21 protein-coding genes, 1 tRNA gene and 1 other RNA gene are annotated in these 20,529 nt (G+C 55.2%); 7 read left to right on the top strand and 16 right to left on the bottom strand.

Annotated features, from left to right (window positions below; all coding sequences use genetic code 11):
* Positions 1–27: 27 nt before the first annotated feature.
* A complete protein-coding gene (dnaX, locus tag ACOX7T_RS13115) occupies positions 28–1,848 on the bottom strand; it encodes a DNA polymerase III subunit gamma/tau (protein ID WP_433443504.1) in 1,821 nt (606 codons plus the stop codon).
* A gap of 99 nt (positions 1,849–1,947) precedes the next feature.
* An RNA gene (ffs, locus tag ACOX7T_RS13110) (signal recognition particle sRNA large type) lies at positions 1,948–2,212 on the bottom strand.
* Between the two features lie 402 nt (positions 2,213–2,614).
* Between ffs and ACOX7T_RS13105 the strand changes: the two genes are divergently transcribed.
* Positions 2,615–2,690, top strand: a tRNA-Ala gene (locus ACOX7T_RS13105).
* A 46-nt stretch (positions 2,691–2,736) separates the two neighbouring features.
* On the opposite strand, the gene ACOX7T_RS13100 is transcribed toward ACOX7T_RS13105, so the two are convergent.
* The 5 genes from ACOX7T_RS13100 to ACOX7T_RS13080 all read right to left on the bottom strand — a co-directional run bounded on the left by ACOX7T_RS13100 (position 2,737) and on the right by ACOX7T_RS13080 (position 7,625).
* Positions 2,737–4,335: a recombinase family protein gene (locus ACOX7T_RS13100; protein ID WP_433443502.1), complete on the bottom strand. Its 1,599-nt coding sequence runs from the start codon at positions 4,333–4,335 to the stop codon at positions 2,737–2,739.
* Positions 4,336–4,452: 117 nt separating this feature from the next.
* On the bottom strand, positions 4,453–4,650 hold the full coding sequence (locus ACOX7T_RS13095; RefSeq protein ID WP_433443500.1) for a hypothetical protein: 198 nt from the start codon (positions 4,648–4,650) through the stop codon (positions 4,453–4,455).
* A 14-nt stretch (positions 4,651–4,664) separates the two neighbouring features.
* Positions 4,665–6,032, bottom strand: a complete 1,368-nt coding sequence (locus ACOX7T_RS13090) for a relaxase/mobilization nuclease domain-containing protein (protein WP_433443498.1) — start codon at positions 6,030–6,032, stop codon at positions 4,665–4,667.
* A gap of 3 nt (positions 6,033–6,035) precedes the next feature.
* Positions 6,036–6,347, bottom strand: a complete 312-nt coding sequence (locus ACOX7T_RS13085; protein ID WP_433443495.1) for a plasmid mobilization protein — start codon at positions 6,345–6,347, stop codon at positions 6,036–6,038.
* A gap of 201 nt (positions 6,348–6,548) precedes the next feature.
* Positions 6,549–7,625: an AAA family ATPase gene (locus ACOX7T_RS13080; protein WP_433443492.1), complete on the bottom strand. Its 1,077-nt coding sequence runs from the start codon at positions 7,623–7,625 to the stop codon at positions 6,549–6,551.
* Between the two features lie 122 nt (positions 7,626–7,747).
* Here ACOX7T_RS13080 and ACOX7T_RS13075 point away from each other — a divergent pair, with 122 nt between their 5' ends.
* Genes ACOX7T_RS13075 through ACOX7T_RS13065 form a run of 3 tightly spaced genes read left to right on the top strand, consistent with a single transcriptional unit; the run spans position 7,748 to position 11,638 of the window.
* On the top strand, positions 7,748–8,335 hold the full coding sequence (locus ACOX7T_RS13075; RefSeq protein ID WP_433443489.1) for a hypothetical protein: 588 nt from the start codon (positions 7,748–7,750) through the stop codon (positions 8,333–8,335).
* Entirely contained in the window at positions 8,269–10,776 is a 2,508-nt protein-coding gene (locus ACOX7T_RS13070) for an RNA dependent RNA polymerase (protein ID WP_433443486.1), read from the top strand. The genes ACOX7T_RS13075 and ACOX7T_RS13070 overlap by 67 nt, the downstream gene beginning before the upstream one ends.
* Positions 10,766–11,638, top strand: a complete 873-nt coding sequence (locus tag ACOX7T_RS13065) for a hypothetical protein (protein WP_433443483.1) — start codon at positions 10,766–10,768, stop codon at positions 11,636–11,638. Before ACOX7T_RS13070 ends, ACOX7T_RS13065 begins: the two co-directional genes overlap by 11 nt.
* A gap of 8 nt (positions 11,639–11,646) precedes the next feature.
* Here the strand turns inward: ACOX7T_RS13065 and ACOX7T_RS13060 are convergent, their stop codons facing one another.
* From ACOX7T_RS13060 to ACOX7T_RS13045, 4 genes are all read right to left on the bottom strand, one after another.
* A complete protein-coding gene (locus ACOX7T_RS13060) occupies positions 11,647–11,937 on the bottom strand; it encodes a DUF6809 family protein (protein ID WP_433443480.1) in 291 nt (96 codons plus the stop codon).
* 198 nt (positions 11,938–12,135) lie between these two features.
* Positions 12,136–14,136: a heavy metal translocating P-type ATPase gene (locus ACOX7T_RS13055; protein WP_433443477.1), complete on the bottom strand. Its 2,001-nt coding sequence runs from the start codon at positions 14,134–14,136 to the stop codon at positions 12,136–12,138.
* Positions 14,137–14,163: 27 nt separating this feature from the next.
* Positions 14,164–14,382 carry a cation transporter gene (locus ACOX7T_RS13050; protein WP_006572275.1) on the bottom strand — a complete coding sequence of 73 codons (219 nt, stop codon included), beginning with the start codon at positions 14,380–14,382 and terminating at the stop codon, positions 14,164–14,166.
* Positions 14,383–14,608: 226 nt separating this feature from the next.
* Positions 14,609–14,956, bottom strand: a complete 348-nt coding sequence (locus ACOX7T_RS13045) for a winged helix-turn-helix transcriptional regulator (protein WP_006572276.1) — start codon at positions 14,954–14,956, stop codon at positions 14,609–14,611.
* 143 nt (positions 14,957–15,099) lie between these two features.
* Between ACOX7T_RS13045 and ACOX7T_RS13040 the strand changes: the two genes are divergently transcribed.
* A complete protein-coding gene (locus tag ACOX7T_RS13040) occupies positions 15,100–15,645 on the top strand; it encodes a flavodoxin family protein (protein WP_433443474.1) in 546 nt (181 codons plus the stop codon).
* A gap of 14 nt (positions 15,646–15,659) precedes the next feature.
* A complete protein-coding gene (locus ACOX7T_RS13035; RefSeq protein ID WP_433443472.1) occupies positions 15,660–16,208 on the top strand; it encodes a flavodoxin family protein in 549 nt (182 codons plus the stop codon).
* An 86-nt stretch (positions 16,209–16,294) separates the two neighbouring features.
* Here ACOX7T_RS13035 and ACOX7T_RS13030 read toward each other — a convergent pair whose 3' ends face one another.
* Genes ACOX7T_RS13030 through ACOX7T_RS13020 form a run of 3 tightly spaced genes read right to left on the bottom strand, consistent with a single transcriptional unit; the run spans position 16,295 to position 18,416 of the window.
* Entirely contained in the window at positions 16,295–17,209 is a 915-nt protein-coding gene (locus ACOX7T_RS13030) for a radical SAM mobile pair protein B (RefSeq protein WP_433443470.1), read from the bottom strand.
* Complete coding sequence (locus ACOX7T_RS13025; RefSeq protein WP_433443468.1) at positions 17,197–17,886, bottom strand: radical SAM mobile pair protein A; 690 nt, start codon at positions 17,884–17,886, stop codon at positions 17,197–17,199. Before ACOX7T_RS13025 ends, ACOX7T_RS13030 begins: the two co-directional genes overlap by 13 nt.
* Positions 17,887–17,912: 26 nt before the next feature.
* Positions 17,913–18,416, bottom strand: a complete 504-nt coding sequence (locus ACOX7T_RS13020) for a flavin reductase family protein (RefSeq protein ID WP_433443466.1) — start codon at positions 18,414–18,416, stop codon at positions 17,913–17,915.
* 150 nt (positions 18,417–18,566) lie between these two features.
* Between ACOX7T_RS13020 and ACOX7T_RS13015 the strand changes: the two genes are divergently transcribed.
* Entirely contained in the window at positions 18,567–18,932 is a 366-nt protein-coding gene (locus tag ACOX7T_RS13015; RefSeq protein WP_006572282.1) for a winged helix-turn-helix transcriptional regulator, read from the top strand.
* 82 nt (positions 18,933–19,014) lie between these two features.
* Here ACOX7T_RS13015 and ACOX7T_RS13010 read toward each other — a convergent pair whose 3' ends face one another.
* A complete protein-coding gene (locus ACOX7T_RS13010) occupies positions 19,015–19,608 on the bottom strand; it encodes a sugar O-acetyltransferase (protein WP_006572284.1) in 594 nt (197 codons plus the stop codon).
* Between the two features lie 43 nt (positions 19,609–19,651).
* The coding region (locus tag ACOX7T_RS13005; protein WP_006572285.1) for a patatin family protein at positions 19,652–20,529 on the bottom strand (878 nt) is incomplete at its 5' end.

Raw genomic sequence — 20,529 nt, 5'->3', positions numbered from 1 at the left:
CAGCCCGCCCGCCAGGGGCGGAGGCTGTTATTTAATGATGATATTGTCAAACTGCTGCCCAAAGGCCAGCAGGTCGTCCAGCTTGTCGTGGGCCGGAGTGTCTGCCGCGGGAGCCGCCGGAGCGGTGCTCACCGGCGGGGCCTGTCCCACCGTCACTGTCACCCTCATCTGATACCCCAGCCGGGCCGTGGCCGCCTGGGCCACCACGCTGAGGATGCCCGGCTTGTTGATCATGGACCGGGTAAAATCACTCTCGGCATACAGGGTGAGCATACCGTTCTCCACCCTGCCCTGCACCATAGCCGGGTTGGCCAGGAAGGTGTACTCCCCCATGGGGATACGTCCCTTCAGGGAGGCTGCCAGCTCAGGCCAGAAGTCCCCCGCCGGAGCGGTGTGGGCCGGGGAAGGCGTCTGTGCCGGAGTCTGCTGGGCCGGAGCGCCCTGCTGAGGTGCAGGCGCGGCCTGATGGGGCGGTTCCGCCGTCCGCTGAGGCTGGGCCGCCGGTCTGGCGGGCTTCATCACATCTGTGGGATTTACTCGCTCGCCCGGCTCCTCAGGCAGCGGCGGACGCTCCTCCTCCCAGGGAGGACGGTCCTCGCTCCTGGCAGGCGCGGCTGTCTTCCTCGGCTGCTGTGTCGCAGGGGCAGCTGTCTGCTGTACCTGCTGTGCCTGCGCGCTTTGGACCGGCCGGGCGGGGATACCTCCCCCTGCCAGCTGCTCCTCCAGCCGGGTCAGGCGTGCATTCAGTCCCGCCGGGCTGGGGTCCAGGGTCTCATCACACAGCCGGATAAGGCACAGCTCCGCGTCGGTCCGCCGGTTGCCGCTGCGGGACAGGTCGGCACTGGTGGCTTGGAGCTGACTGAGTATCTGGGCCAGCCGGGCCGGGGTCAGCAGCCGGTCCAGGCGGCGGAGGGTGGTCTCATCATATCCTCCAGTCAGGAGAGCTGCCCCGCTCTGGGGGGCGGTCTTGCGAATCAGCAGGTCCCGGGCCAGGGCGGACAGCTCGTTCAGCAGGCTGCCCACGTCCTTTCCGGCGCCGTACAGCCGGGCCAGGGTCTCCAGGGCTCCGGCGGTCTCCCCCTTGGCGATCTGCTCCATCAGGGCAGCGGTCTCCAGGTTGCCCGCCAGGCCCAGGGCGGAGAGCACCTCCGCCTCGCCGATGGTGCCCGAGGGGTTGACGCACTGGTCCAGCAGGGACAGGGCGTCCCGCAGGCCGCCGTCGGCCAGCCGGGCCAGCAGGGCGGCGCCCTCCGCGGTGAGACCGATGCCCTCCTGCTCCGCCACATAGCTCAGCCGCCGGGCGATGTCCCCGGGCAGAATCCGCTTGAAGGCGAACTGCTGGCACCGGGACTTAATGGTAGCCGGCACCTTGTGCAGCTCGGTGGTGGCCAGAATGAACATCAGGTGCTCGGGAGGCTCCTCCAGAATCTTCAGCAGGGCGTTGAAGGCGGCGGTAGACAGCATGTGAACCTCGTCCACGATATACACCCGCTTGCGAACCGCCGCGGGGGTGTACACCGCCTCGTCCCGCAGGGCGCGGACCTGATCCACGCCGTTGTTGGAGGCGGCATCCAGCTCCAGTACGTCAAGGATGGAGCCGTTCTCAATGCCCAGACAGGAGGGGCACTGGTTGCAGGGGTTACCGTCCACCGGGTGCTCACAGTTCACCGCCCGGGCCAGGATTTTGGCGCAGGTGGTCTTGCCGGTGCCCCTGGTGCCGGTAAAGAGGTAAGCATGAGACAGGCGACCGGTGGCCACCTGCCGCTTGAGGGTGTCGGTAATATGGCTCTGGCCCACCACGTCGTCGAAGCTTCTGGGCCGCCACTTGCGGTAGAGCGCCTGATACATCTTCCTCACACCCCTTGTTTTTTGGAATAAAAAAAGAGAGCGAGCGAGCCAAGTCGCTTCGCTCTCCGCACCGCCCTCCGCGTCCGGCGAAAGGCAAGGCCGCACACCGGCCTTTGAAGTCTGTGCTATGCCCGTAACCCTTACAGCCAGCTCGGAAACGGGAATTCCGCGGCACACGAGGCATTCCGTTTAGTGCTGCTCGGTTCCCCGCCTGACACGGTTCGCGGGGCCCCGTTGCGCGGGACCGATTCCTCATCGCCGCTTATAAGGAGCAGACGGCACAGCAGAGATCCGGGGGCCGGGGTTCATCCCCGCTGTAGCGGATTGCGGGTACAGGGCACCGCTATCTCCCCGACTAGTGCGGCCTTGCCTCTGGCCGGACGGAGGCCGTCTGGTCATCGGAAGGCTGATACCGGTTTATCATACATCATTTTTCTCTATTTATCAATATCCACATTTCAAGTTTTTTTATTTGCAGAGAAAAAATTTTCTTGCATTCTGGGAAAAGCATGCTATAATAATATGCGTGTCTGCCGAGCTTTTGTTCAGCAGCCCGCTATATGGGCCTGTAGCTCAGCTGGGAGCGCAAAGGGTTCGGTTTTCTGCCTCATCTATAATTTCATATTGCTTTATTCTTCTGTTCCCCTTTTGGAACTGTTGATTTGGGCCTATAGCTCAGCTGGGAGCGCAAAGGGTTCGGTTTTCTGCCACATCTATAACTTCATATTGATTTATTCTTCTGTTCCGCTTTTGGAACTGTTGATTTGGGCCTATAGCTCAGCTGGGAGAGCGTACGGTTCGCATCCGTAAGGTCGTCGGTTCGATCCCGATTAGGTCCACCACACTCGGGAGATCTCATTTTGAGATCTCCCGAGTTTTTTCATGCTTTCAGGATGCACGATAGTACATACTCTTGTCCCCTTCCGGATGCAGGAAGTCGAAGAACTGTGTGACACTGATTTTGAATTCCACTTCGATTTCAAAGTTCCTCCCGATATTTACCCGCTCAATGAGCTGCCGCAGGATCATCTTCTTTCCCTCGATACTACTCCCCGCATACAGGTCGGCCCAGGACATAATCTTGTCATACTCCTTTTGGACGGCAACGGCAGAGCTCTTCAGATCAGCCGCTTTTTCCTTGGCCTGTTCCAATTCCTGTGCCAGCGCCGCCAGTTTGCTTCGGGTGTCCTCTATCATCTCACCGAGGATGTCCGCTCCAAAACTGCCAGTCCCATTGATGGTCTTGATGATCTCTTTCTTGTAGCTCTCCAGTTCCCGTTCTGCGGCAGTATGGAGGTTCTCCAGATTGGCCACCGAACTGTTTGCCAGTTGGAGTTCTTTCTCCCGCTGCTTTTGAATGAGCTGGCTCCTGGGTGCAGTCTTCATCCGCTCAAAGAGTTGGATGACGATCTTATCAATAATGCCGTCCAGTTTCTCACCGGAGTATCCGGTCTGACCATCACAGTCCTGAGGATGACGGATCTTGTAGTGGCAGGCGTAGCGGATATGGGTTTCCCGTTTGGGCTCACCCTTGGCTCGTCTGCCGCTGCTGGTGGTCAGCACCAGTTTGGAACCACAGTGGGCGCAGTAGACCATCCCGGAGAGCAGCGCCTTCCCCTTGGAGTTAAAGGGCACTTCATTGTGGTGCATTGTCCTGGCCTCCATCAACTCCTGTGCCCGCTCATACAGATCCAGCGGAACAATTTGTAGCTCCGGAAAGATTTCTGAGCGTGTTTCCCCACTGCGCAGGATTCCCACATACATGATGTTCTTCAGCATTTTGATGATGGTGGTATTGGCGAAGTTGGTCCCCTTTCGATTGAGATAGCCGTTGTGATATAACCACCGGGACAACCGCTGTGCGCCGAACCCCTCATAGACATATTTTTCAAAGATGATGCGCACCACCGCAGCTTCATCCGGGTCAACCAGAATCTCGTTGACTTCGTGATTCTTTTTATTGAAGCGCCCCTGCTTTTCCAGGCGGTATCCATAGGGAACGATTCCGCCGCGGAACCTTCCCTCCTGCACGATTTGCGACAGACGGGTCTTTGTGCGGGCAGAGGTTTTGAGGCTCTCGCCAGAGGCCTGCCAGTAACGGATATAGTTCAGCAGTTTGTCGATATGATCATCCATCTTCTGCTGCCCTTCCATTGCGCTCCACACTTCGATTCCGTTACGGATGAACCACTCCACCACGAAGGGCGTCTCATCATCTCTCCGTCCCAGGCGGTCGAACATGAACACCAGCAGGATGTCAAACTTCCGTTCCTCGGCATTCTGACGGATCTCCTGAATCGCGTCGCGGTCAGCAGCAGCCACCTTGAAACCCGAGACACCTTTTTCCGCAAATTCTTTGATGATCGTCCATCCCCGGCTCTCCGCAAATTCACGGCAGTATTGTTTCTGCATCGGGATATCATCTTTTTCTACCTGTCCTTTGGTAGAGACTCGATAGAGGCAATATACTCGCTTGTTTTTTTCCATGATTGCACCTTGTCCTTTCTGGTATAGGACTGCGGTGCATATGGTTTGCTCAGATTAAATTGTCAAGGTTCATATGCACACACAGTATCCCACACCACTGGTAAAAAGTCTACTGAATCAAGCAGGCTTGTTCAGATTTTCAAAGTCCTGCGCCATTAACAGCGTCTGCTCAATTGCAGATACTGTGTCAGGCTGTGTAATGGTATTTTTGAAGCGGAGGGCAACAATCAGTCCGTCCACTTCCATCGTGATATATTCTGTCGGCTCAGAGTATCGGGGATGCTCCCGATCATACATTGCCTGCTGATAACTCATATGATCATCCTCCTTTACATGGTCTGCTGCCAAGTTTGTTCTTCTTCGTGGTCGTCCTCGGCGTGGCCTTGGGCGATTTTCTTTTGCCGTTCCTTCCGAAGGGCTTTGTTGTCGGCGTGGTGGTGCGTGGTGGTGGCGTCCCTCACGGGAGCAGCCCCTTGGCCGCGCTCCAGAGCGTGGCCAAACTGGACCACACCACCCACAGCATCAGCCCAGTCAGCGCCAGGGCCACCAGTCCCAACAGCAGACTGGTCCACGGAATGTCCGGCAGACTCAGTCTGAGCAGCCTGATGCCGGGCAGAGAAAAACGCTTCTCGTTCCGCTTCCCAGCCTGTTCGCTCATCTGCTCCAGATGCTTCACTGCTTTCAGCAGCTCGTCCATCTGCGTCCGGGTCGGGAGCTGCGCCAGCAGTTCGCTGCTCTTCTTCAGATAGCCAGTCTGTCTCTCGGTGTGATACCCCAGCGTGTAGAGGCTGCTCAGCAGATCCTCCCACTCCGCTTTCGTAGGATGGTCTTCGGGAGGCGGTGTCAGCTCCTGCGCCGGAGGCTGCGGCGTGGTCTGTACCATCTGCGCGGGACGATTCTTTTCCAACAGCTCGTCCATAGATAATTTCTTCTCTGATCCTGAATTCATATTCCATATTCTCCTTCAGATATTTCTTCCCGAACAGCAGGCGGTCACGGCACTGCCAGCTGCTGGGTGTGGTGTAGGTGATGTTCCGTCGGGACGCTTCCCAGCGCACCTTGTAGCCCTCGCTCTCCATCAGCACAATAAACTCCTCCCGGCTGGAGGCGTGGCGCATACAGTCGTTGATGATATTCATGAGTTGCAGCTTCTTGCTCTGGCCACGGGCCGCGGTGTGATACTCACCGACCGTCATGGTCTTGGTTTTCTGCTTTCTATCCTTAGGCAGGAACACAGGGAGAGAAAACTCCATGCAGACCTGATCGTTGCGCTGCCGCAGTTCCTGGAGCTGCTCCTTTGCGATGTGCAGTTTCTCTCCCGTGTCGAAGTTGACGGAGTTGATGAGAAAGTGGGAATGAATGTGTTCCCGGTCTGTGTGGGTGCAGACCAGAACTTCATAACCCTCATAGTACTCAGCCAGCTTCAATGCCGCCGCATGGGCAGCGACCGGGTCGACCGCTTCGCCTTTTGGGAAGCTTTGCACCATGTGGTAGAACAGTACGCCGTCGGTTTTGTGATGCAGCCGCTTGGTGGTCATGAAGTCCGCGTAGACAGATTCCGGCTGACAATTGATGCCTGTGACCAACTGTTGACCGTCACACTTGGTTTTCTTGTTCTGCATGGTGTACCGCATCACAGCTCCCATGCATCCGGTGGTCTGTCCTCGCTTGTAGTTAGTGAAGCTGATGATCGCCATTTCTCACCACCGCTTTCGTTCCAGGATCAATCGGACAGCGGCGCAGAGTTCAGAGAATGCCTGGCGTACGCTGTCCAGATTGACTACCGTGACGCGTCCCATGTGCGCCAGGGTGACAAGCTGATTCAGATTTCTGCCGATTGACTTCAGCTCCTTGAGCACTTCTTTCAGTCCATCGACGACCACAACCTGCTTTCCCAGACAGCAGGCTGTCACATAATCGCTCATGGACATCCCGGAGCGTTTCGCCAATTCCTTGATGGCCTCCCGGTCTGCGGATGTCATCCGGGTACTGAACTTGATATCTTTTTTCATGTCGTTTCCTCCAAACCGCAGATAAAGTGGGTCCGGGCTTCTGCCCGGAAATTATGCGGAAGGCGGGCGGCGGCTTTGTCGGTGACCAGACAAACGCGATGCTGGCCACCTCCAAGGAGGTGATTCTCCCGCGCCGAACACCCGCACTCCTTCTTTGGCCACAAGCGGCCCAACACGGCGTTTCTTTTGCCTTGTGGGAGTTTACTCGCCGCACACGGAAACCGCCCGCAAATCGCCGCACAGCGCCCCGACAGGGTCGATAGGGACGATTTCTCCGGCACCCTCCAAATCGACACTATCGGCACGGCGCAGCTCAATCACTCGCTTGCCGTTGCTTCGGCGGATCACTGCAGCAATTCCGTTCTTCCTTAGGGCCTCAACGCTTTGCAGGATCAGCCTTGAAATCTTTTTGGGCGTTATCCCTTCGGACTTATCAGGGTCGATCTTTTCAGAGAGCTCCGTGGGAGTGCCGATAAATATTGTTCTGGTGCTCATAAATGCAGAGAGGAGAACGACGATCCGATCCTCACGCAGCACGGGTTCTTCTCTGCTGTCCGAAACCAACTCCCACACATTTTCCTCGCTGCGGCGAAGCTCCAGCTCCCGGTATTCAATGTCACGGCCAATGCAGGAGAGCTTCGCTCTGCCACTGCCCCGCCGTTCCTCCACCAGCGTGAAACTGGAATCCACCGCACCACTGATGGCGGTGGTCCCGGAGATCCGGTGGAACACATCTTCCGCCTTTTCCTTGCGCAGATGGTGGATGAGCAGGATGGCAATGCCGTGCTTGTCCGCCAGCCGCTTGAGCACAGACAGATCCCGGTAATCATTGGCGTAGGTGGCGTCGTGGATCGGTCGGATCATCTGCAGCGTGTCGATGATAACCAGTACCGTGTCCGGGTGTGCGGCGACAAATGCGTCCACCTGTTCCTCCAACCCTTGGCCGATGAGGGCGCACTCCGTGCAGAAGTGGACGCTGTCTGGTGCGTCCTCAGTGATTTCAAAGAGTCGATTCTGGATGCGGAGGACGGAATCCTCCAGACAGAGGTACAGTGTGGTGCCCTGCTTGGTGGTCATGTTCCAGACCGGTTCTCCCTTGGCAACTGTCACCGCCAGCCATAGAGCAAGCCAGGACTTGCCCACTTTCGGGGAGCCTGCCAGGATGTGCAGGCCCTGAGAGATCAGGGTGTCCACCACAAAATTGGGCGGCTCCAGCGGACGATCCATCAGAGTCCTGCCGTCCACAGTGATGAGGGGATGGTTCATTTTGCTACTCATGTTTGGTACCTCCATTTCAAGAATTTGAATACAAAAAGCTCCCACCTCAAAAGAAGTGGGAGTAGTATTCATTTTGATTTTGAAATGGTTTATGGTAGAATGGAGCAGACGGAGGTGAGCCAATGGCGACCTATCAGATCTACGAACTCTCTGCCCGGGCGGTGATGAGTTATGCCGCGGAGCAAGACGGTGTTTACACCTTTGCTCTGAACCGCAGTGCCACCGAGCACTGCAAGGTACCGGGTGCCAAGCACGAGCAGGACAGCTGCGCTATGTTCCATCAGCTGATGTACCAACTCCACGGGGAGGGTTGGCGGGAGCGTAGCGATGAGAAAGTCACAGCTCTTTCCGATGTGCTGTTCTATATGGACTTCGCCGGGATCTTTGACCGGCGTGGAACCGGAAGGACGCAGCAGGCCCGCCGGGAGAAGGCCAGAGACATGTTCCGCCCCGAGGGGATCACCCTGGACTTCGGCAGCGGTCTACACCGCTATGTGGCCTTTGAGCGCTCCGCCAGCATGAGCCGCCAGTCCCGTCTCTCCTTTATCCGGGCGGAACTGTACGAGCCCATGCGCCAGCGGATCATGCTGAATATGGAGCTGGACCGATGCCAGCTCAGCAAACGCTACCCTGCAATGGTCTCATGTTCTCCAGTGGAACCCGGGTGGACGGCATCCGCATTGACAAAAAACACCGGGTCATCGTCATAGACAATCCAACCAAGAGAGTGGAGCGAGCCCCTGTCATCACCCTGCGGGAAGGAGATGAGCTGGGAACCTTTTACCGGGCAGATACACTGGAAGATCTGGACATCACCTGCTTTGACGGCGTGGGCCTCATCTCCAAAGAGTACGCGGAGATGGTGGACAAGGCCTGCTGCGGCAGCCATACCCACACCTCCTTCCAGATCCGTATGCCCTACATCAAAGGGATGCTCCATCAGGTGGACTTCAAGGACTTCTTGAAGAGAAGCGGTACCCAGAGCATCATAGATATTTGGGGCAAGGCGCACCCTGTCCGCAGTGTGGACATCATCCTCACCCGCAGTCAGTTCAAGGCATACGGCTGGCTGCGGGAGAACGGTATGACCTGGGAGGACTACTGGGACGCCTTTCGGGACTACAACCACGCCCTGTACATCACCAATCTGAGCAAGGTGGAGCCAGAGAAATTGGTGGAGCTCAACTATCAGTTCCTCTCCACCCTCTCCATTCAGCCGGAGGAGTTTCGCCCTAACGACCTGCCGGAGGGCTGGGATCACAGTCCGGAGGATGATCCCCGGCAGTGGCTGACCAAGGCCACCGAGACGGCCTACTATAACTTTCGTGCCAATAAAGCATATCAGCAGGAATACTTTCGCCGGAGCCTGAGCCAACCCAAGGGGAGCCGCGCGCACATCATGGCCCGGGTGCTGGAGAAGAATCCGAAGTTTATTCGGGAATCTATCTATGCGGAACAGCTGGACGGACAGGCCCGGAAGATTCTCCGAGGCTACGCCGTTGGGCGGCTGCTGGTGTCAGGGGACAACCGTTTTCTCTCAGGTGATCTGTTGGAACTGCTGCGGCAGTTAATTGCGCCCCGTGTGTTCCAGCTGCCCGGTGAACGGGACTTCTGCAATCAGGTGCTGGGAGATTTCTTTGCGGAGGACAGTTTCTTTGCGCCCGGCGCGGCCTATGACCATGAGGACAGCTGTACCCTTCTCCGCAATCCCCACATCGCCCGGAACGAGGAATTGCAGCTGTCCGTGTACCCAGAGGGAGACGCACTGCGTCAGCATTACCTGGGCCACCTCACCGATGTGGTCATGGTGTCCGCTGACAGTTTGGCCGCGGAACGGCTGGGCGGCGCGGACTATGACGGCGACCTCATCAAGACCATTGCCGATCCCATCCTGAACCGCTGTGTGAAGCGGAACTATGATTACGATGTCCATCAGCAGCTCTCCAACAACGCCAACCTGCCCCTGCTGAAAATTCCATCCTTATCCGCACCCAAGTCTGACGCCAACGACTGGCAGGCTCGTTTTCAGACGGTGGAGAACACCTTTGCTGCCCGCATTGGACAGATATGCAACGCCGCCCTGGATCGCAGCGTCATCGCCTACAACAACCACGCCGACCCGGAGGAGCGCAAGCGGTGCCGCCGGGATCTGGAGGCCCTGGCCATCTACAGCGGGCTGGAGATCGACGCGGCCAAGACCGGTGTGCGCCCCAATCTGGATGAATTTCTCAGCAGGAAAAGCGTGAAACGCACCCCCTTTCTCCAATACAAGTACCTGGTGGAGCGTGCAGAGGAGCGTAACCGCGCCTGGTATGAGCCCACCCACCGGGAGCGGCTGGAGACCTTCTTTGCCGGGATCGACTGGGACACGGTGGACTCCCCGGTGGAGCGATTGCCCTGGCTGGCCCGCCAGCTGGAGCGCAACACGCCGAAGATTCAGGAGAAACCAGCGAAGGACAGCGAACTATTCACCTTCGCCCAGGAACGAAGCTGGAAGAAACATCTGGACCAAAACATTCTTTCTTCTGTCTCTGCCTTGCTGTGGGACTACGAGCACTGCCTCTCCCGCATCCGGGCCTGCCGCGCCCCTGCCAAGGGACAGCAGCGGAAAACGGATATCGACCGCATTCTCTACGCCAGGGGACAGGAAGAAGTCTACGACAGCGACGAACTGTATGCCTTCTTCCAGCAGTTCTCCCCGGAGCGTATCGCCGCTCTGCGAAAGGAGATTGTGGAACAGCAGTGGCACCTGATGGCAGAAGGACAGAGAGAACCATTTCTGCGGGAGCATCTGCCGGAGGCGGTAGACTACTATGATCTTCTGACCGATTTCCGCCACGGTGGGTTCCGTCTGCTGGGGGATCTGGTCTGTGATATGGACGATCTGGAGGCGGCCCGGGAGCGGAAACAGCTCCGACGCCCAACAGATTCTCCAGCTTTCCAGAAGATGATGGAGGCCTATCTGTCTGCCCCCTTCAGCGGCAACGAGCGGGCCGTGGTGTCTAAGGTCTGCCGCAAGCTGTTGAATAAGATTATCCGTCCCAGCCTGGCGGTACCCTATGTGGTAGCCCTGGGTAAGCGGAACCTGCTGTGGGACCTGCTGCCGGATCACATCGAGGAACATGTTCTGGAGGTGGACCATGCTGAATGAGTGGAAGGAATTTCAGGACTACACCGGTGCGGTAAACTATACCGCCCGGAACAAGCAGGACACCACCTATCTGGGCCGCTTTACCTTCGACACCATTTTGGATTTCGAGGGACTCAACCGGGTGCTGACCATCCTGGCAAGAGGGTTTGCGTTTCATAATGAGGATGGCAGCCCCGCCGAAGCACCCCGGGAACGCATCGACTATGCCAAGCGGGGCCTGTGTGCCTGGTGCAGTGTGCCGGACAGCAAAAAAGCCACGCCCCGGGAGGCGTGGCAGTTCGGCAGTGATTTTAGGAACCTTCATTCGGAATTCCATGGTCTTGTAGATGAAAACGGCAGCGGATGGTTTCACCGCCATGTGCATCGGGTGGTGGCTTTTGTGCGGGAGAATCCAGGGAAGGTATCCAGCAGCGCCCAGAAGAAGTGTGCCGCCATTGAGAAGGGCTTTGACCAGGCCTGGCGGGACAAGGTGATTCAGATGCAGATTCCCCTGTTTGCTCCCACCACCAAGGGGCAGTGGGGCCTGCGGTTTGACAGCTTTCTGGCCCAGGCTCTGGAGCTGGGGCCGCTCCGGACGGAGGAACCGATACTTCCACTCGCATTGGTGGAGCAACTTCGCAGCCTCACGCCTAAGGGCGTTCCGATGGAGATGGTGAAGACGCTGGCGGCCTACTACCTTGCCAATAAGCCGGAGGACTCCGACTGGGTGGTGCTGCCGGTGGCCAACTTTGACGCGTACTTCGGCACCACCAGCTTTGGGCGAAAGTATCTCAAGCAGATTCCAGAGACCATCCTGGAGCGCTCCGAGACTGGCTTTGGACTGTGTCGGTATCGGCTTGGCGACACCCTTGCCATTCAGTAGGGATAGAGTCAGGCATCCATCTCCGCCTTTTCTTCCGAAGATGGATGCCTGTCTATTTCAAAATGATTCAGTTCGTATGCCAATTCCCACGCCAGACGGAATCCGCAGATAAAGCTGTCGACAGAGCGTTGCTCTGCAATTAGATTCTGGGCATCGATAATCCGTAAAACTAACTTCCTTTCTGGTTTTTCCAATCGCTCGATGAGCTGCCGGTGACAGTCATCAATTTCCTGCTCGGTTTCCTCCATAGGCAACGGAGTGTAAAATCTGTCATACAGTAGTTTCAGCGTGTCATTCATGTGCCTCGCCTCCTTATAGCAAGACACAATAGCACAGGTTCGAGGAAATATCCACTATTATATTTTTCAATAATTTAGTTGTCTTAGTCTTCCAAAGGTTCCGATTGATATAATCAGGCTTAATACTCTCTTGTTTTCAAAACCGTCAGCCCCTTGCCATAACCAGAAGTTACATGCCCGGAATTGCGTGTATTGTACTTATAGGTTTTTTACAAAAAGAGCCCGGATCGCATTGAGAACCGCCAGAATCATGACACCTACATCAGCAAAAACCGCCAGCCACATATTTGCAAATCCCAAAGCGACCAACACCAGGCAGAGCAGCTTGATCCCGATGGCCACCACGATGTTCTGATACACTATGCCCAAGCACTTGCGTGAAATTTTGATCGCCTTGGCAATCTGCATGGGATCGTCATCCATCAGAACCACATCTGCAGCCTCGATAGCGGCGTCAGAACCCATGGCACCCATGGCAATACCGATATCGGCGCGGCCCAGCACGGGGGCGTCGTTGATACCGTCCCCCACAAAGGCCAGCTTTTCCTTGCCTCGCTTTCTGGCAAGTAGCTCCTCTACCTTTTCCACTTTGTCAGCTGGGAGCAACTGGCTGTACACCTGATCCACCCCCAGCTCCTCCGCTACCTGATCGGCCACTTGCTTGGCATCCCCGGTGAGCATCACCGTTTTGTATACACCAGCGGACTTCAATGCCTGGATAGCCTGCCTGGAGGTGGGCTTTATCAAGTCGGAGATGACAATGTGCCCGGCATATTGTCCGTCAATCGCCATGTGGATGATGGTTCCCACGCTGTGGCAACTGATGTAAGGAATACCCAGACGATCCATCAGCTTATCATTGCCGGCCGCCACGGTGTGGTCGTCCACCACGGCGGTGACTCCGTTGCCGCTGATTTCCTGGATTTGGGATACCCTGCTGCGGTCGATTTCCTTGCCATAGGCACGCTGCAGGCTCTTGCTGATGGGATGGCTGGAGGCTGACTCCGCCAGCGCAGCATATTCCACCAGTTTGGCGTTTTCAATTTCATTGTGGTGAATTCCGTTGACCTCAAAGACCCCTTGGGTCAGAGTGCCGGTTTTATCAAACACCACAATGCGAGTTTGTGACAGAGATTCCAGATAGTTGGAGCCCTTTACCAATACACCGGCCTTGCTGGCTCCGCCGATGCCGGCAAAGAAGCTCAGGGGAATACTGATGACCAGGGCGCAGGGACAGCTGGCTACCAGAAACGTGAGCGCCCGGTAGATCCAGGTCTCCCAGGCGGGAGATTGTCCCAATCCCAGCATGAGCACCAACGGCGGGAGAATGGCCAGCGCCAGGGCGGCATAGCACACAGCAGGGGTATAGATCCGAGCGAAGCGGGAGATAAAGTCCTCCGACTTGGACTTACGGGAAGAGGCATTTTCCACCAAATCTAGGATTTTAGACACGGTGGACTCCCCAAACGCCTTGGTCGTCTGGATCTTTAACAGCCCGGTCATGTTGATGCATCTACTGATGATGGCATCTCCCGTCTGCACCTCCCGGGGCAGAGATTCTCCGGTCAGGGCGGCGGTATTCAAAGTAGAGGCTCCTTCCACCACCGTGCCGTCGATGGGTACCTTCTCCCCAGGCTGCACCACGATGATGGAGCCGATGTCCACCTCATCCGGATCCACCTGTTCCAGTTTGCCGTCCCGCTCTACATTGGCGTAATCGGGCCGGATGTCCATGAGGTCGCTGATGTTCCGGCGGCTCTTTCCCACAGCGTAGCTTTGGAACCACTCACCCACCTGATAAAACAGCATCACCGCGATGGATTCCAGATAGTCCCCGTTTTCATAGACCGCCAGGGCCAAGGCCCCCAGTGTGGCCACTGCCATCAGAAAGTTTTCATCAAATACCTGACCATTACGGATGCCCTTATAGGCCTTCCGCAGGATATCATAGCCAATGACCAGGTAGTCCACTAAATAGAGAGCCAGCCGCAGCCAACGGCCTGAACTGCCCAGCGAATCAAAGACAGATGTCCCCAAAGACTGGAGGCCCAACAGCAAGACCGTTGCTGCCAGAATGCGCCAGAGCATGACCTTTTGTTTTTTTGTCATACCGCTGCTGGACTTCTGGCCAATGAGCTGCAGCACCGCCGCCAGAAGGGCTACTGCAGCCAGAAGGATATTCACGATCAGTTCCTGCATCGTCTATACTCCTTTCTACCGGTCTCCTCACAGAAAGATCTCGCAGTCAGGCTCTACCTTTTTGCAGGCCTTGACCACGTCCTGCATGACGCCGGCAGGCTCATGACCCTCTTCAAACTCCACGATCATCTTCTGAGTCATAAAGTTTACGGTGGCAGTCTGAACGCCAGGAGTCTTGCGGGCAGCCTCCTCCATCAGGTTGGCACAGTTGGCGCAGTCCACTTCGATCTTGTAAGTCTTTTTCATCTTGAAAACTCCTCTCTGAATTCCTTGCTTTCGCTATTACGATTAAGCAAGTATTTAATTGTAGTGTCATCATAGCCGGTGAACCTCCCGCCGTCAATGTTTCAGGACGATATCCTTCCGTTTGGGCAAACGGTTCTTCTGTTTGGGCAAATAGTGAGTGTTTTCTTAACATATAAAAGGACTGGAGTCATCCATGACAACTCCAGTCCTTTTCTTCAATCTATGGTTACAGTCTGTTTCGCTCTCCCCAGTCGCACATCTGGTCCAGAATGGGAATCAGAGACTTTCCACGCTCAGTGAGACTATACTCCACCTTCGGGGGAATCTGCGGATACTCCTCCCGGTGGACCAGCTGATCTGCCTCCAGTTCCTTCAGTGTGGAACTCAGCGTCTTGTAGGAGATCCCCCCAATATACTTTTTCATCTCGTTGAAGCGAACCACCCCAAAACACATGAGGGTATAGAGAATAGTCATTTTATATTTGCCGCTGATCAGAGATAAAGTATAGCTGAACCCGGTATCGGCCAGATTGGCAGATGAAATGCAGGTTTTATATTCCTTTAACTCGCTCATAAACACTTTCCTTTTCGTAAGTATTAAACCTCTACGCAAGTATCGCACTTTGATGTGCGTACTTGTTCTTTTTCCCATTCTTGCTATGATTGTACTATCAGCAGGTGAGAAAGTCAATTTCTCAAGGACAAGGAGGAAATTTTATGAGTAAGAACATCGTAGTCATTACAGGTAGTCCCCGAAAAAATGGCAACAGCTTTGCCATGACGGATAGTTTCATCCAGGCAGCGGAGGCAAAGGGACACACCGTCACCCGCTTTGACGCAGCCATGATGAAGATCGGCGGCTGCCATGCCTGCGAGACCTGTTTCAAAACTGGGAAGGCCTGCTCCTTTGACGATGACTTCAATATCATCGCACCGGCTATCCTGAAGGCTGATGCCATTGTCTTTACCATGCCCGTCTATTGGTACTCCATTCCCGCCCAGATCAAAGGCGTTATCGACCGGATCTATTCCCTGGTGGTGGGTGGCAAGGACATTGCCGGGAAAGAGTGCGCCCTCATCGCCTGCTGCGAGGAGGAGGATCTGTCTGTACTGGACGGTGTGCGCATCCCCATGGAGCGAACAGCTGCCCTCAACAAGTGGAAGATGGTGGGCGAAGTGCTGATTCCCGGCGTCTTGAACGCAGGCGACATCTACAAGACGGACGGCTGCCGGCAGGCCGCAGAGCTGGTGGATAAGATCTGAAAGGAAGAAAAGGAATGGGCAAGCAGATCGTAATTCTCAATGGCAGTCCCCGGCGAAAAGGAAACACTTCAGCCCTGGTACGCGCCTTTACAGAGGGTGCGGAAAAGGCCGGGCATATCGTCCGGGAATTCTTTTTGAGCGATATGAATATCCACGGCTGTAAGGGCTGCTTCAGTGGACACAGTACAAAAGAATGTCCCTGTATCCAGAGAGACGACATGGATCAGATCTATCCGGCGGTGCGGGAGAGCGATGTGGTCGTATTGGCATCGCCGCTGTATTACTGGAACCTGAGCGGCCAGCTTCGAACAGCCATGGACCGTCTTTTTGCGCTGGAGAAGAACGATGGAAATCTGCTCCGGGGACATGACCGCTTTGGCGTGCTACTGATGGCTGCGGAAGGCCACGATTTTGAAGATGTACAGGCATACTACAGCCACCTAATGAAGCATCTTCGATGGACAGAACTTGGTCATGTTTTGGCCGGCGGAAACGCAGATGTGGGGGATATTGACGGAAAACCTGAGCTTCAGCAGGCTTATGCACTGGGACAATCCATTTGAGATTCCTGCTCTCACGAAACGGCCAAACAAAATATCAAAAGGAAGGCCGGAGCGGTGTTGCTCCGGCCTTCCTTTTGCCTGCGACATCAGGTTCTTTTTCGTTTCCCCGTATTCTCCGACCCCCTGACCTCCTCGTGGTAGAAATAGTCCACAATCACCGGGTGGCCCGGCTCCGCCAGGCCATAGGGCAGTTCGTTATCCACAAAGGGACAGCCATTTTCGATCGCCAGCTGCTCTGCTTGCTGCTCAAGGTCACGGAAATAGCTCCGATCACCCTTTTGATAGATGGCCTGATACAAGTTGATCAAGTGTGGATACTTTTCATGGATGTAGTCTAAAATCTCCTGCTTGAATCCGCCCCGCAGGTTCAGGTTCTCCAGCCAGACCAGGTCGCACTGATTCTTCACTCGATGGAAAATGGCCTTAAAATCCGTGATACCGGGAAATACCGGCGCGATAAAGCAGACCGTACGGATACCCGCGTCGTAGACCTGCTTCATGGCACAAAGCCGTCGCTCAATGCTCACTGCCTTGTCCATATCCCTACGAAAATCCTCATCCAGTGTATTGATGGACCAGGAGACGGTCACCTTTCCCATCTCCCGGAGCAAGTCAATATCCCGCACCACCAGGTCGGACTTGGTACAGATGAGGATCTCCGCCCCGCTGCCTTTCAGCTGCTCTAACAGCTTGCGAGTGTTTTGAAACTGCTCCTCTTGGGGGAGATAGCCGTCGGTCACCGAGCCGATGACCACCCGCTGTCCCCGGTATTTTTGAGAATTTTTGATCTCCGGCCAGTGCTTTACATCCAGAAAGGTCCCCCAGGGCTCGGTGTGCCCGGTAAAGCGCTTCATAAAGGAGGCGTAGCAGTACTTACAGCCGTGAGTGCAGCCCACATAGGGGTTTACGGAGTAGCCTCCTACGGGCAGATTGGATTTGGTCATGATGTTTTTTGTCTCCACATCCCGGATCAGGATATCGTTTTCCATCATTTCTGCCATTTGGCTTGTTCCTCCAGTACCTTATGAAATGCGGTGGGTAATTCCTGTATCATCTGTTCCTCTCCCATAATGGGAAGCAGGTCTTCCTTCATAAAGACCGGGATACCCAGGGTATGGGCTTGGTCGGTCAGGTTCCATACCCACTCCGGCTTGGATACAGATTTTCCTTTTCGGCGTCCAGTTTCAGTTCCGATGACCACCCACTCGATCCCTGTGAAATCCACTGGCCCGATGTCGTCAAACATGGGCTCAAAGGTGGCGTGATAATGTCCGCCGCGGATATGCTCTCGCAGTGCCAGGATCCTGTTCTTTTCCTTACAAGAGGTAACGGTCACGCCGAACCAGGCGTTATCCAGATGGGTAGAGAAATCGATTTCCTCCGGCCGCTTGGTCAGGAACAGATACTGGTGCTGGGGATTGCGCTCCATTTTGGCAAATACCTCATCCCGCCACTCTGCTCTCCAGCCGGAAAAGTCACTCATTCCAGTAAGCAGAAAAATCTGGGGGCGAGTTTTCTCCATAAGCCGCAATTTTCCGGGGAAGTACTCCGCCTTCTCAAAATCATCAATCATATGGAACCGCCGTACATTATTTCTGGCATAACAGTAGCTGCAGCCGATGGTACAGCCAATGACCAGATTCATGTTCTGAATCTGGGATTTGATGCACACCGCCATTGGAATCTCCCCCAGTCATTTCTGCCTTAGCCTTCCACTGCCGGGGCGACTTTTCCAAAGCCATTCCAGGCATAGAGACCCTGTTTGCTCTCGTCACCCAGGAACTTGTCCACCTGGCAGATATGCAGGATATGGTCGCCCACCTCTACAGTCTGCTGTAAAGTAGCTACCATGGCAAGGCGGGTATCCGCAGGAATCTGAATGTCGCTGCCCTCTACGGAGGTCATCTCAATGTGGTTTTCCTCCACCTTGTGGCTGGTGGCACCGGTGGAACTGCCGCAGGCCACCACGGCCTGAGTCAGACTCTCCCCCGGAACGGTCACAATCACCTTGCCGGTTTCCCGCACCCGCTTGCCGGTATGGGACTGCTTGCCGGTGGCAAAGCCGACCATGGGCGGGTTGAAGGACAGGTAGGACACAAAGCAGATGGGGGCCAGGTTCGTGGTGCCGTCCTCATTCTGGGAACAAATCAGGGTCAGGAGATTAGGGGAGGTCAGGACAGTGGCCTCCATGATGTTCAGTTCTTTCATAAATCAATACCTCACTCTCAATTCGTTCTGTCATTGACATCCCATTTTGATGTCGATATAATTATTATACTTAGAAGAAATAACGGTGCAAGTACGCAGATTATTTGTACTTGGTACGAAAAACCATACCGATGGAGAGAGTGCTGCGTTATGAATCAATCCATGACCTATGAGGAATTTCAAGCCCGAGTGGGCAGTGTTATCCTGACCGAAAACGGAAACTGCCCGGTGACCCCGGTGGTTCAGATGCTCCAGGGGAAATGGAAGCTCCAGATCATCTACGAGCTCTGTATCCAGTCTCCCATGCGGTTTGGGGAACTGAAAAAGATGCTCAAACCTATCACAAACACCATGCTCACCAACGCATTGAAAGAGCTGGAGGGGGATGGTCTGGTACACCGGGAGCAGTATAATGAGATCCCGCCCCGAGTAGAGTATTCCCTGACAGAAAAGGGAACGGATTTGCTGCCCATTTTCTACGCCATCTCCCAGTGGGGCATGAAATATATCCCTTGAGCAAGTGGCTTTCCAAGAGTTCTCCAAAACAACAAGAGACGCCGGAATGGTTTGACAATCGGTCAAATCATTCCGGCGTTTTTTAAAAGGAAACGGTACGCAAGTCGAGCTTGTCTGCCTCTGTAACCGGTCTTAAGGGACGGCAGGGCGTTCCTGCGGCAACAACGCCCGCGGGGATGTCCCGGGTCACCACGCTTCCAGCCCCAATGATGGAACCCTTCCCGATGGTGACTCCTCCGCATATCACAGCATTGGCACCAATCCACACATCCTCCTCCAAGGTAATAGGGGCCGATGTGGTAATCGTCTCTGCCCGCTGTTGGGCATCCATGGCGTGGCCCACACAACTGATACATACGCCGGGGGCAATAAAGGCGTTGGCCCCGATATGCACCGGGGAAGTATCCAGAATCACACAGTTATAATTGATAAACGCCAGTCCGTGAGTATGGATATTGAACCCATAATCGCAACGAAACCCAGGCATGACAAAGGTTTTCGGATCACATGTACCAAACAGCTTTTTCAAAATCTCTCTGCGCCGCTCCTCCTGCCCGGGCGGCAGCTGATTATACTCCCAGCACAGCTGCTCGGCATTTTTCTTCAGACTTTGAGGAAGATGAAAGTTATAGACGCTGTACGGAGTGCTGCTTGTCAAAAGTTCCATTGGTTCCATCGTTTGTTTCACATACCTTTCCTCTGCTAATGCTCATTTATGGTCAAATACTCAGAAATTCCAACAAATCGTTTTTCCATGCGGCAAAATCCCGCAACCCCAAATCATATAGGTTTCGTTCCGCATCCTCTTTCATGGAGTAAGTCCCCACGCGGATGGGCTCACTGGCAGCAAAGACAAAGGCAGTCCCATCCCGTTCCAGGGAAAACACATCCTTCCAATTTTCGTTGTACACTACATGGCGACGATCAATAGCATCCACAATGTTGGGGTAACTGCGGCAGGCCCGCCGATACAGCCTGCGCATACCCTGAGGCTTTCGTACATAGTCCCGGTCCTTGGAGAGAATGACCACCAGCTTATCACACCCCTGCTCCAGGGCGCGGCGAACCGGGATGGCATCGGTAAGGCCTCCGTCAAAGTAGGGCACTCCGTTGAGTTCCACCGGATGGCAAGCAACCGGGATGGCACTGGAGGCCATGATCAGGCGGTAATCGTCCTGCGCCATCATCTCCCGCCCATAGTACTCCGGCAATCCTGTCAGCGCGTTTGTGACCACAATCTCGTACTCCGCCGGGTTGTTCATCAGAGCGGGAAAATCCAGAGGATCTTCTCCTTCTTTGCGGGTCAATTCACCATAGATGTACTTCAATCCAAACAGATCTCCGGTTTTCAGCAGGCTTCTCAAACCGAAGTAATTCTGCGAATGAATATGCTCCGTAAAAAAACGAAGATTCCGGCCTCTTTGCCCCGCCAGATAGGAAGCCAGATTGCCAGATCCACCGGATACGCCAATGCAATAATCAAACGTAATCCCTTCGTCCAGAAAGGCATCCAGAATCCCAGCGTTATAGGCGCACTTCATCCCGCCGCCTTCCACCACCAATCCGATCTTTTTCTGCGTGTTCGTTGTCAACATCT

This window comes from Pseudoflavonifractor sp., from assembly GCF_050943825.1.
In the GTDB taxonomy this organism is placed as follows: Bacteria; Bacillota; Clostridia; order Oscillospirales; family Oscillospiraceae; genus Pseudoflavonifractor.
This window is presented reverse-complemented; position numbering and strand designations above follow the sequence as displayed.